Raw genomic sequence first — 13522 nt, 5'->3', positions numbered from 1 at the left:
GTAGTAAATACTATAATAATCGACAAAAATAGCGATTAATGTTTAGTATTTACCAATATTAAATCACCTTATGAAACTATGAAATCTAAATCTTCGTTTTCATCACTATCTTCATCTGGAATTTCAACAGGAATGTACGTTTCACAAAATGTATTGAACTTATCTTCCGAGTTTTTGTCCCAAAAAATAAGACGTTCTGGATTTAATAAACCTAAAACCTTTTTATATACATCTTGTGTTTGTTCTGTTATTACAATAATTAAAATTCCTGATGTTCTAGTTACAATTGTATAGGCAAATTCAAATGCTTCTCCCTCAAATTCTAAAGGAATGTAGGTGGCCCAAATAACACATTCTTTTTCTAAACCTTTAAGACTTAAAATGGAGTCTGAATCAATATTTATATTTTTTGCTATTAACGCATTTTTGAGCATATGGTCTCTTTCTAAAATACAATTGTTTTGTAAATCAAAAATCTTGTACTCATTAAATACGTGCTCCAATTTGGTAACTAATTCTTCTGTTGAATTGGTATAAACTACAATAGGTCGGGCACCAGGAGGAGAACCTTTATATGGAACGATATTTGAAGTTCCTTCTGTATTGCTGAAACGCTTATTTATTGCATGAGACAAATTACTAATACACTCACTAATTCTAACGGGTAAACGATAGGAACCTTCTAATTTAAAATTTCTACGAGTTGCCATATTTTTATCTCTAGGAATGCGCGCCGCTAATCCTAAATGAACCGCTTGGGCTAAATCACCACCAATTGTGAATTTATTTGGATCGTTAATTAAAGAATAGAATATTTTAAAATCTGCTGCGGTACAATCTTGAAATTCATCTACTAAAATGTAGTCGTATTTAAAACCAATTTTATTGTTATTTAGTTTAGACAATAAATATTGACGGCGAATGGTAAAACTTTCTACCCCTTCGTTGTGCATGCGTAGTGCATACTTTTTTAAACACTGAAATACTATTTTTCTACGGTCACTATCCTTTTGAAGTGAGGGATTATTTCCTCTTCCAACTCTAGAAACTTTGAGATAAGTTTCTTCACTTCCTGTTATACCTACCTGTAAACCATAAATTACTCGATGGTATTCTTCAAAGATAAAATCGGAATTTAATATGTTATCATATTGGCTTCCTGTAATATTATTTTCTCTTTTTACTTCTTGTATTATTTCGTTAATAATTTTATGATGTAAAGGCATACTCACCATTCCTCTGTAGGTTACACTACCAATCAATTTTGGAAGCATATCGAAATGTAACAGTCTAATATTTGCTATTTTAGAGTCTGTAAAATAGATTCTACATGATTTTTGAGGATTTCCTTGACTATCAGCATCATAAACTACCCTGATTTTGTTTTCATCTAAAACATCTACTAACCACTCAGACAGTTTTTTAATTAATGATTTATTGAAAGTGGTTACTAATATTTGAAGTTTATTATCGTATTGGTGTTTTTCTACAATATTTTTCACTTTTTCGGTAATCACTATACTTTTTCCACAACCAGCAGGACCAACAATAGTAACTGGTCTATCACTGTTTTCAGCTGCTTTTTTTTGATTGTCATTTAGTTTTACATCACGTCGAATGGTAATTGGAGGATTGAAAACATCTAAATGCTCAATGGGTTTTCCTTGTTCGAACATTGCTAATTGTGGCCGTTCAAAAATAATAGCCGCATTGCTAATGTCATACCAAGAAGTTGCCCTATTTAACTCTGTTATATTGAGAATTTTTCCCAACTGAGTTCGAATATTATTACTGACAGTTAATGGTTTATTAAACAGCAGTTGTGTTGATTGAATGAGGTGGCTGGTGTATTTTAATTTTAAAAAATCTTGTTTTAATAGTGGGAAATATTTTGTTGCTTTTTTTTCAGAGGTTAATAATAATACAGCGGAAGGCTTGTATATTTCTACCAGTTTTAAAAAGTCTTTGCTTATAGCTTCTTGATTATCGGAATCGTCAAATAAATAACTCGCAGCTAATATACTGTTTGTTGTAGTAACGTTATTATTGTTGTTCCAGGAATTTACCTCATATTCAATTTTGAAATTGGCATCAATTTCAGGATAAAAAAGTTTGAACTCCTTCCAAAGATAGTCTCTGCTGTATTGCAACATGAACGGACTAGAATCAATATTTATAATTGTAATTATTGGTGGTTTTTTACCTAATTTTTTAAGACCTGCATAGATTAACCCTAAACTCCATTGAATAGCTCCTGCACCTGCTCCTAAATCAAAAATAATTAATTCTTGCTCTTGGTACTGAATAATTTTGTCGAGAAAAAAGGAAAGGAATGTGTTTACTCTCCTAGGATGGTACCAGAGGGTATAAGCAAATGCCGTATTGGGACGATCATAACATAAGTCTTTACCATTTCTTAAATTATAGCTTTCAATATGACATTGTTTAAGATCGTATTGAAAATTTGGTTTTGTTTTATTATCATTATAGTATTTAACGGAAGCATTAGCAACCACTTTATCCAGTATATCTTGTTGGAATAATAGCCATGCTTTTAGTTGTTCCTTCATAAAAACTATTTTGTTTAGATACTATATTGGTGCAAAACCATTTTTACCTTCACCCAACCAAGGTAATTGATTCTTAAATTCTTCTACAACTTCATTATATTTATTGTCTGTCCATTGCATTTTTTTTATTTGTTCCAGCGCATCTGCTCCAGTACCTGCAATAAATTTTCCTTTATCTTGATGGAATGGCTGTACAATAAATTTTTTCACTCCTGTTGCCAATAATTCTTTCGTGAATTCTTTTGCATTTTCCACAGGCAATAATGGTGTCATTGTTATACATGTATGCACACCAACATCTGTAATTTCTTGAATTGCTTTTAGACGTACCTTATTCGAAGGACAATGAGGTTCAAAAGCTTTACGAACTGCCTCACTATCAGTAGTAACCGTCATGTTAACTTGTATCACTTCAAATTGTTTAAATAAATCGATGTCTCTTGTTGCTAATGGACTTCGGGTTTGAATTACCAATCTAACTTTATGGTATTCTATTAATTCTTTCAAAATGCTTCGGGTGAGTTCTAAATCCTTTTCTATTGGTTGGTATGGATCAGTAACACTACTCATATATATAGTTTTATCTATGAGCGGTTTTTTTCTTTTCTTCATTAGTAATTGAAGAGCGTTTTCTTTCACACGCAACCAATTACCCCAATTGTCTTTGTCATCTGTAGAACGTGAAAAAAAAGCAGCGTAGCAGTAATTGCATCCAAAAGAACAGCCAGAATATGGGTTTAAAGTATAGTCATAAGCCCCCATAAAACCTTTAGCTTCCGTTAAAATTCCAGATGCTTGCACATATTCAATACTCGTATTACCTAATTTGGTTTTACGGATATTATTGTTTTCTTCTTCTAAACTACTGAATAAATCCATATTATTTTTAACTATAGTTTTAAAACGCATTATTTAATTTTGGCAAAACTCCATTTTGAGTGTAAAAATTATACAATAATACGGATTCCAAATAGGACGGTGGTGTTTGATTAGTGGTATATAAAATATGAAATGTCAATGTATTCACATTGTTGTTTTGCATATAATTAGATAAATAATCATTAGTTAGAATATCACGTCCATTAACCCTGCCTCTTGAAGCAACTAGCCTATTTATTAAAGAATGAGATCCCATTTGTCCATTAGTTTTAACCTTACCAGCCATACCAATATATACAATTTCATTGGTTTGAGTATTTTCCCAAACATAAACTCCATAAGAATTTTCATGAATCTGATCTCGCACTAATTGATTATATAGGTTCCTTCCTTGTGGTTGCAAAAACAAATTATAAGACACCTCGAAAACGCGATTGTTTTCAATATATTGATTAGCAATATGCATTATCTCAATTATTGTCATTTCTTATGAACTAATTAAGTGATTTTGTCTCATTAGAGTAAGTACTTCTGCCAATAGTTTATTCGCAATGGTGAAATTTGTGATTTGACCCTCTAAATTCACAATTTGCTTATTTCCATGAAATAGATTGTTTCGGAATCTTAAAAGTATTAGTAATAAAGCTTCAAGTATTTCTTTTGGCGTTACTACTTGTCTTTCAAGAACGGCTAATACTTTACCTCTGGCAAGTATGTCAGATCTTTTATCTCTGAATTGTAAACCATCAATATTAATTTGATTATTGGGAATGGTATATCTATCAATAAAATATTCTAAATAAGGATTCACTAATTCAAGAGTGATTGCAGTCCTGCCATTTAATTTTTCAACAAAGTTTTCAATTTTGGTGACATTTGCAAAATTGGCACAAGCAAAATTTTCAAACATATTCCAAAACAAAGCAAAATTTCTTATTCTATCAAGACCTTCGTTTTGTTGCAAATCAATTCCATTATCGAAAAATTGATTAATCCATTCTAACTCATTAAAATCTTCCATATTTTAATTATTAAAAATTATCCAATACAAATTCTATATTTTTTCTTTTTTAACATTCAAAACAACATGAATTTGATTTACTAAAAGTATTTTTCTCTTTTGATAAAAGTCTTCAAAATTTGAAATACTTAACTCAGTATCATTCGGTATATAATTATCTAAACTAAATTTAGGTATATCGGCAACATTTTTCTTGCCATTCCCATCAGAACCGTGCAACCATTCTTTGAATTGTTTTGCGTTTTTAGATTCGTTTTGTCTTCCTTCCATTAGTTGAAGATTTGGCATGGTGTCTTTAATTTGTTGCCAAGACCACCATTTATCTTGCGGTATTAAAGCATCTTTTAATTTCGCGTCTGAAAATCTTGAATCTGGATGGATGTGGTCTTGATGAAAGTATATCTCATTATATCTCAAGTTTGGATATAATAATGATAGTACAAAAAATGCGTTTGCACCTTTCTTATATTGCATAAATTCTTCGATATCCTCAGAAGTAATTTTTAATGATTTACTTGCTGGTAATTTTAACTCCATAAATTCATCAATAGGAAAATTAACGTTTTTTAATGTGAACGTTTTGCTTCCTTCTGTCCTCAAAGCATTTCTGAAACTTGCAATTACTTGATCTCCTTGACCTCCATAAATATTTTTTAATGATGCGTGTAATAAATATTTTCGTAATCCTTGTTTGTTAAGTTCCGTATTATTGCCACCTTTCATATAATGATATGCAATTATTATTATTGCATTTTGAGAAGTTAGAACACTACCATTAAAACCATAAGAAGCTATTAAATCGACTGTTTTAGTAAGTGCTGATTTAATATTATCCCAATTGTCTTTAATAAGTTGAACATTCTCTGATTTGAAGGAATTAACTTTAAATAGAACAGGCAAATCAGATAATACCAAACAGCAACGCATTAGGAAATCATTATTGAACCAAAATCCATCTCCTTTAGCATTTAGTTCTCTTAAAAACGCTTCTATTTCATCTCTACCATCTTCCCAAGTTGCCACAATAGTTGAGAACAATAAATCTGTTTTAGATAAAATAGTTCCGCCACTATTTACACGAATGAAAATTTGAAGAATGTCATCTAGGTCATCTTTAGTTACCTTAAAATAATTTATTAAAGGTTCTACGGTTCTTTTGTGTAAATCTCTCAATGCTTTTTTGACAAATTTCTTCTGTTCATTGAAAGCTTTTATTTGATTTTCATCTGTTAGTATTTCCAGTATTTTGTCAAATTCATTATCAATATCCGCATCCTCATTCCATCTGAGAACAGTTCCAATTTTAAACCAGCAACAATATTCTGTTTTATGTTCTTCATTTTTACGCTCTACTTGTTTGGCATCTTCTTGGGTCAAAAATCTAAACTCAAAAAATTGTTCTCTTTCGATATCTATAATTTTACCATCACTACTTTCTTTTTCCTGATAGGGTAGTGAAAGTAGGTTTAGGTATAAAAACGTTTCAGGATAGGCATAATCTTGTAAAGATTTGTGATATCTCAATCTTTCGCGGTGTGAACCTTGTAATCCTAAATAAAGAGAACTTAATCTTTGCTGCCCATCTAAAACACCAATAATTTCCTGATGAAGGAAATTACTATTTTTTCTAACATTGTTTGGAGTTCTTTCATCATAATTTTTCAAAAAATTATAAAAAACATACTCATAAGCTTTTGTTGCTTTCAATTCCCAAAAAAGAAATGAACCTATTGGATAGTTACGCATTAGCGAATCGAATAAATGTTCAATTTTCCATCTTGGCCAGACAAATTTTCTTTGTATTGCCGGAAGATAAGCTTTCTCAAACTCTATATCATGAACTACTTCTTTTATACTTTTACTATGATAACTCATTATTTTTTTGTCTTTTAAATTTTCGCCACAGCACTTTCAAACTTCTCATAGTTCACACTCACACCATCATCCAAATCAAAGACGATTTCTTGTAATGCCAATGTTTTTAAAATTTCGTTGTAATCTCTGCATTCCAGTTCCCAAGAGCGAAGTTTTTCTAGGCGTTTGAGTTCGTTTTTGCTTAAGTTGCTTTCATTTTCAATCAGTTTGTCTCTTTCTTGCTTAATCCATTCTTGGTGTGGATGCAAATAGTTGCGTTGTATTTTGCTGACCGTATATTTATCCATTCGGTGCATGTACACCAGTACTTTGAAAGCTGCAGTGTTAGGTTTGCTTGGGTTAGAACTGAATAACCAATAAATAGGTTTCTTTTTGTAACGGCTGGTGTGGTCCTTCCAGAATTGTTCGTTAAGGTATTTGTCTAAATCTACACCCAAACATTCGTTAATGAAGTTAAGATTCTCTGTTAAGGTTGCTTCGCCCCAAAGATCATGAATTAGGTTTTTAATGCGTACCAAAGCGTCATCTGGAAAAGCACATTCGCTACCCATAATTGGAATTATGGCATCTTCATCAATAGTTAATGGTGAATTATTAATTGTTGATGAGTTTTCTCCTTGTGAGGGAATAACATAATTCTGCAGTTCTTTTTCTGTAGGATTGGGATGCGCGACGTGTAAACCAGGTTGATCTAAACGGTAACGTCCCATAAAAATGCCTATGCAATAACTGATGAACTGATTAATAACCTGATCTTTTTTTATAGGAAGTACGACTGCATTTTTACCTTGAGATCGAAATGTGGTTTCTAATTGTTCTAGTCCTTTGCCATTTAGTTCTTCTTGCAAAATAGTAATGTCTTTTAATGCTACTTCTGGAGTTAACTCTTCTTGTAAACCATAAACAGCTATAAAAATACGATTGAGTTCTTCCTCATTTTCATGCAATTTAAAGAAATCTTCGGTCACGTTTCCCTGCCATTTTTGAACCGCCTCTTTTATCGAAGTACTTTTATTTAACAATGGAGATTGCTCAAAGTTCCATTCCGTATCTAATTTATTATTGTCTTTTATTGAAATTTTAATATTTTCAATTGTCAATTCTTTTATTTTATTTAATAAAAGTTTTTCTGTTGGTAAAATTACTGGGACTACTCCAATAACCCCATTGCTAAAATTAGATGTAGGATTTATTGCTTGTAAAAGTTCATTCACAACACATGAATTCATTAATGCTCCAACTATTTCATAGTATTCATCTTCAACAAATAATGAACTTGATCCAGCATCGAAAATTGCTGGATAATTAAATCTTAATCCAAATGATTTTGATCCCATTAAAGTCCAACTTAAAGATTTTTTAAAATAATAATTACTATTTCTTATAACTGACCCTTTATACTTTTTAACTTTTTCTCCATCATTTTGCCAATTTATTAGCATGTCTACATTTCCATACCATTTTCTGTAACCGCCACCTTTATAATACAATGACCATTTCTTGCTTTTATCATATGGAAATCCTATTTTATTTTTATCTAACTCGTGGATGTATCTTAAAAACATATCATTTTTCCCTGTTGACATACCTTGTCTAGGACTATACATTTCCTTGATTAATTGAGATGTTGTAAATATTTCTTGAATTTTACTACTAATCCAATATGAAATTGGAGTTCCATTAACTAATTTAAAATCTTTTTGCTCAATTCTATTAAATATAAATTTATGTTGTAAAAAATCTTTTTCTCTATCTTCAGATTTTGTTTTTAATAATCTATAAAATATTCCTTTTAAAGATTTTACAGGTTTTTCATTTTTAATTATGAATGTGGTAGATTGCACCACCTCACCACTAATTTCTTCAAATGTTCCGGCTCCTAAATGAAGCATATTTATGATGCCGTAATTACTTACAATATCTTCGCGCAGTTTCTCATAAGAAGATAAAAACATCCATGAATGTTGGTTAATCATACCCATTAGTCCTTTTTGTAGGTTCATGGAAAGGCAAACTTCCATAAATACGGCAAACAAGTCGGATTTTGATAATTGATAGTTATCATTCACATAATTTTTCAACTCCGCATTCATGCTTTTTTGCCCCATATAAGGAGGGTTTGCCACTACAGCAGTGTATTTTTTGGTCATCACCAGCAAGACTTCGAGAAACGGCTTTAGGTTATTCCATAAATCCTGTTGCAGGATGTCTAAAGTACCAGTTAGAGCTTGGGTGTTCCAGTCGTGTAACCGTGTGGTTATAAATGTATGGGCTTTTTGCGAAAGTTCTATTTTTAAGGCAGCACCAATATTTTTTCCTTGGTTTAATAGTGCTAAAGCTTCTTTGAGCTCAATTACATAAGTGGCACCTTGCGGTGTTAAGAAACTTTGTAATTCCTGGAGTTGGAAATGATGGATTTCCGGAAAGCTATAAATGTGTGGTAATAGTAATGGATTGTTATCTGAAGCTTTTAGCACTTCAGGGTAAAATTCTGCAGCTTTTAATAAAACAGCAAAACGTGCCAATTGCATGGCACGATCGTCGATGTCTAAACCAAAAAGGTTATTTTGTAAAATGCTTATTACGGCATTCTTGGCCGTGTATCCTTGTTCTCGGTACATTTTAAACAAGAGCTCAAAACCAGTTACCAAGATGTGTCCGCTACCTGATGCAGGATCGATGAGGGTTAGGTCTTCGAGATTGTGAATTGTGAGTTGTGAGTTGTGAATTGTTTCCTCGGCTTCATTCACTACAAGATATTTCATCTCTGGTTTAAGAGATGAGGCTTTGTCAAAGTCGAGATAAATTTTACCTACGGTGTTTTCGACCATGTATTTTACAATCCACTTGGGTGTAAAGATTTGGGTTGCTGCCGGAATGTCTTCGGGCCTGGCTTTTTTGTTGGCTTTGAAACCTTTGAAAACTTCGTCTTTTTTGTCGGATATGTAGAATTGGTATAACCAACCTATGAGTTCTACTTCTTTGTATTCAGTAGTCGTGATTACGTCACTGTTTAGCAAATCGATAATGCCATTGCGTTGCAAAAGGTTGTTGGGTAATAGGATTTCGGTATAATCATCAATACGGCCAAAAACATCATGCAAAAGTATGTTGTTATTGCACAAACGAGTCAGGAGTAAACCAAGTGCTTGTTCTTCCTGATCGTCAACCAAATACTGTTGCAACAGGTCGATGTATTTTTGTTGCTTTAGTTGGTGTTGGCCACGTTTGGCATTTTGAACTATTTGTGGTGTTTTAAGTTCGGTAGTATAGGTTAATGTTGGTTGAATATATCCTCTTTTTTCTAAAATATTTATTGCCATCAAGCGATTGAACCAGGTATAAGCAGCTTCTTCAATGGTGTCTTGGACTGCTTGATTGTTGGTGAGTTTGGTTTTTAGTTTTTGCCATTTTGGAGGAACGCTTTCATCATTGAAAACGTTTCCGCGAAATAGGTATCCACCAGTTGTAGTTTCTACTGTTTCTGTATTGTTTCCGTTGGCGTCAAAACCCCAATATAAAAGGCGTTGTTTAACGCCGTCCATTAAAATTAACCTTGCCTGCTTGGCGAAAGATTTTATGTTGTTGGTATTCAAAGTTTAAATTTTTAATAGTTAGAAAAAAACACGCCGTCCTTTGGACACCCAACTAATTGAGGGCAATTTAATTCAGGAATATTTTTTGATTTTTGGCTAGCTTGAACATTAGTTTTTCTCTTAATTTAGTAATGTATTCTTCCAATTGTTCGGCTGTTTCAATTGTGGTGGGCGGCATTTCGTTGGCTACATTGATAGTGACACTTTGCTGGTATTCTTTGCCTGATTTTTTGGCTTCGGCTTTGGCTTTAAAATCTTCAAGAATTTTAATGTTCTCGGTTCTAAAATCATTAATTTTTACATTATAGACTTCTAGTTGATTGTAATTTTTCTCTTTTTCAATTCTGTTAATAAAAATTGGATCAGTTGTCAGATTGGCTTCCGTTATGCCTAATTTATTTTTATGTTCTTCAATTTCCTTAAATACTTGTTCGTATAGCTGCACAGTTTCTGAACGTAAGTCTTTAATCTTATTTTGCAGTGCATCATGAATTTCTTTGTATGCCTTTTTCATTTGGGGCAATCTGTCCCAAGGTTCTTTGTCGTTCTGTACGTATTCTGTAACTTGTTTTGCTGTAACTTGTTCTGTATCATCTAGTGCAGTAAAATTGCTTTTATTGTCGCTGATGAATTCTTTTATTTGTAGATACGATTTTAAGTTATGCTCAATAAACTCTACTACATACATGTATTGATCCCGGTCGGTTTTTAAAGCAGTTTTGTTTTGCTTTACTAATTCCAAAACTTGTTCCTGGTCACGGGCTTCATATAATTCTGTTAATCCTTTGTGGAATTTTTTTAGATGTGTTCCAAATGTATATACCTCATATTCATCTTTTAATTTGTTAACTTCTAAAAGTTTGGCTGCTACTTTGAGTTTTAACTGATCGATTGCTTCTTTTAAATCAGAAGAGTTTGCAATTACATTGTCTGCAAATATTTCGTGGTTTATGGAATGAATGAACTCGTTAATTTCGTCTTGCGAATGTGCTTTTTGGTTTAAAATTAGAATAGAATCGCGTTCCCGATTGTTTAGTCCTTTATCTACAAATTGTGTAAAATCGATACTGTCATTTTTCCACTCGAAACGTTTTACTCCTTTTTGACCAATTTTTAAAAGAATGTCTAATGTTGCAATATCTTTCCAACCGTAAGGTGCTTTTTCGAAGTTCTTCACTACATCGCCTACATTAGGATTTTCACCCATGAGTTTCATTTTATTTACTACTTCTTCCTCGGCAGGATCTAAACCAGTATTGGCTTTGATCTGTTTGGATTTGGCATTATTGATTAAATCTGCATTGGATTTGGCATAAGCATTACTCAAAGGATGTTTTTTATAGGTTTCCTCTAAATGTTTTATGATAATATCCTCTAAACGACTTGTTGTATTGGCACCGCTTAATTGTTCCGATGCTATAATTTGTTGGTTGGAAACTATACTCGTGTTCAAAAACTTTTGCTCGAAACGTAATTTTATTTCGTTTAATAGAATTAAATTATTAATCCTAAAATTGTTTAGCGTTTCAACACGGGTACCAGTAGCATTAGCCGAATTATTAACTATAAATTTTTGAGTACGGACGTACTCCTGTACCTTATTTTTTAAGTCTTTATCTACGTTGAACCACTCACTAATTGCAATGATCAAGTCTTGAGCTGGACTGCTGTATGCCAGTTGCTGAATATCACTAATATCAAAAACAGAGAATTTGATTTTAAAATCTCCATTTCTGATGATTTCTTTATCATCAATACTTATAGCCGCTTTAAAATTTCTGTTTCCGAAAAAGTTGATGTCTGGTTTTGGTTTCAGTACTTTCTCAATAATGTCTTTGTAGAAATAATCTAGTCTGTCTTCGCTACTAATTGAGGTTGTTTTGATTAATTGTGCTACATCAATTTCATCATCTTTAAGAAAGCGGTATTTTCCTTCACTTACTTGTATGATGTTCTTTTCTACTAATAATTCTAAAATTGCAGTGACTTGTTTTTGAACTTCTAGTTTTGGTGTATCTACCGCATTCATTAACAGTAATGCCAAATTTTCTACTGTAGCTGGAAAGTTAACCCTGTGGCTTTCTCCTAAATTAGAAATCATAAAAAGTGTATTGACTACTCTTCTCGCAAATTCCGTTTCTTTAACTTCATTAATATTATACGCTCTATCGAGTATGCTACGAGCGATGAATGTCAGATTTTTATCGAACTGATCATTAAAGAACAAATCGAAAGGAACAAAATAACCTACTTGTTCATCTTTGCATTTTTCAGCAGTGTAGTGTGTAATTCCTAGAATAGAACGCTCCGTATTTTTTACTCCCTGACCTACATAACCCACATTACTGAAGCTTTCAAACACATCAGAAATTAATCGGAATTGGTACGGAACGAAAGGATAAGTTAGGGTGAAATCATTTATGTTATGGAAATTTTCATACAGGTCATGATTGAACACAAACTGATTGTCTATAGCACCTTTATTTTTTTTATAGTATTCAGAAAGTATTCCAATGCCATCGGCTTTTTTCTCTAAAACCCTTTTTTTGGTGATGTAGGTTGCGTCTTGACTTTCAAGAGAAATTATGGTTTCAAAACGACCTAGAATTTTACCAAAGTCACCCGTTTTGGTATCTGTGGTATCAATCAAATTGGATAAATCCTGCTGGGCTGTACATACCACCCAGATTTTAGTTCCAATTTTAGTTCCAATTTCTTCAACAATAGTTTGAAGATTGAGCAAAAGGGCTGTATTAGAACCAATGTATTGTGAAACTTCATCTAATAAAAATATCAGTCGGTAGTTTTCAGGCTTGTTTTTTAGAAAATCTTGAAATTCTTCAATTAAAAATTCAATTGTATAGTCTTGGTCTTTATCTTTTATAGCATTTTTTAAAGAATCTACATCGAATTCTGAATTACAAGTACATGCAATTTGTAGTACTTTGTTTAATGACGATTTTACAAATCGCTGAATATTAATGCCCGTCCAATCTTCATCAAATTCTTTCTTTATTTTTTGTTTAAATTCCTCGAAGCTTCCTTTGTTGTTTAATAACTTTTCTAAATAAAGAGCCAAAGCTATATTAGAACTATTGAATCCTCTAAATGAATTCAATTGATTTAATAGTACTCTTGTAATACGATCTTTGGCATCCTTATTCCCAGAAACCGCGTCAATATTAAACATGATTTCTTCGATTTCAAAAGCATCCAATTTTTTTTGAAGCAAAGCCAAAAGATTAGGATTTGGTTCTTCTAAAGCTCCAATATCTTTAACGGCTTCTTTGAAATTTACAAAAGCCTTTTCTCTGTATTTTTTATTCAGGCAATAGAATAAGTATTTGATAAAATGTGATTTTCCGCTACCATAATATCCGCTTATCCAAACACCTGTTTTTCCTTCTTTTTTGTTAGCTATAACATCTAAAAATTTATAAACGTTTTTAGTAATGCCTGGTGTGAATACATATTCTTCAATCTCCTGATCGGTGAAATATTCTTCCATTTCACTAACAACTACGGCAGGATTAATTGGTCGGGTAATTTCTTTATCGTAAAGTTCTTTAATTGCTGTCATA

7 protein-coding genes are annotated in these 13522 nt (G+C 32.1%); all 7 read right to left on the bottom strand.

Annotated features, from left to right (window positions below):
• Nucleotides 1-68 precede the first annotated feature (68 nt).
• The 7 genes from ACQY44_RS18915 to brxC all read right to left on the bottom strand — a co-directional run bounded on the left by ACQY44_RS18915 (nucleotide 69) and on the right by brxC (nucleotide 13521).
• Nucleotides 69-2570, bottom strand: a complete 2502-nt coding sequence (locus ACQY44_RS18915; protein ID WP_428231856.1) for a UvrD-helicase domain-containing protein — start codon at nucleotides 2568-2570, stop codon at nucleotides 69-71.
• A gap of 21 nt (nucleotides 2571-2591) precedes the next feature.
• Nucleotides 2592-3479, bottom strand: coding sequence for an SPL family radical SAM protein (locus ACQY44_RS18910; RefSeq protein WP_428231855.1), 888 nt, complete (start codon nucleotides 3477-3479; stop codon nucleotides 2592-2594).
• Nucleotides 3469-3933, bottom strand: a complete 465-nt coding sequence (locus tag ACQY44_RS18905) for a hypothetical protein (protein ID WP_428231854.1) — start codon at nucleotides 3931-3933, stop codon at nucleotides 3469-3471. Before ACQY44_RS18905 ends, ACQY44_RS18910 begins: the two co-directional genes overlap by 11 nt.
• 3 nt (nucleotides 3934-3936) lie before the next feature.
• Entirely contained in the window at nucleotides 3937-4470 is a 534-nt protein-coding gene (locus ACQY44_RS18900) for a hypothetical protein (protein ID WP_428231853.1), read from the bottom strand.
• Between the two features lie 33 nt (nucleotides 4471-4503).
• The gene (locus ACQY44_RS18895; protein WP_428231852.1) at nucleotides 4504-6345 is read right to left on the bottom strand and encodes a DUF262 domain-containing protein; all 1842 of its coding nucleotides are present in this window, start codon (nucleotides 6343-6345) and stop codon (nucleotides 4504-4506) included.
• Between the two features lie 14 nt (nucleotides 6346-6359).
• Entirely contained in the window at nucleotides 6360-9941 is a 3582-nt protein-coding gene (gene pglX / locus ACQY44_RS18890) for a BREX-1 system adenine-specific DNA-methyltransferase PglX (protein ID WP_428231851.1), read from the bottom strand.
• A 67-nt stretch (nucleotides 9942-10008) separates the two neighbouring features.
• Nucleotides 10009-13521, bottom strand: coding sequence for a BREX system P-loop protein BrxC (brxC, locus tag ACQY44_RS18885; protein WP_428231850.1), 3513 nt, complete (start codon nucleotides 13519-13521; stop codon nucleotides 10009-10011).
• Nucleotide 13522 lies beyond the last annotated feature (1 nt).

It is taken from the genome of Flavobacterium sp. (assembly GCF_965277525.1).
Lineage (GTDB): Bacteria > Bacteroidota > Bacteroidia > Flavobacteriales > Flavobacteriaceae > Flavobacterium.
The sequence above is the reverse complement of the archived record's forward strand: the minus strand, read 5'-3'. Positions and strand labels throughout refer to the sequence as shown.

Bases quoted from the DNA above. Each gene is read 5' to 3' on its own strand.
- ACQY44_RS18915 (WP_428231856.1), bottom strand. From the start codon at position 2,570: ATGAAGGAACAACTAAAAGCATGGCTATTATTCCAACAAGATATACTG.
- ACQY44_RS18910 (WP_428231855.1), bottom strand. From the start codon at position 3,479: ATGCGTTTTAAAACTATAGTTAAAAATAATATGGATTTATTCAGTAGT.
- ACQY44_RS18905 (WP_428231854.1), bottom strand. From the start codon at position 3,933: ATGACAATAATTGAGATAATGCATATTGCTAATCAATATATTGAAAAC.
- ACQY44_RS18900 (WP_428231853.1), bottom strand. From the start codon at position 4,470: ATGGAAGATTTTAATGAGTTAGAATGGATTAATCAATTTTTCGATAAT.
- ACQY44_RS18895 (WP_428231852.1), bottom strand. From the start codon at position 6,345: ATGAGTTATCATAGTAAAAGTATAAAAGAAGTAGTTCATGATATAGAG.
- brxC (WP_428231850.1), bottom strand. From the start codon at position 13,521: ATGACAGCAATTAAAGAACTTTACGATAAAGAAATTACCCGACCAATT.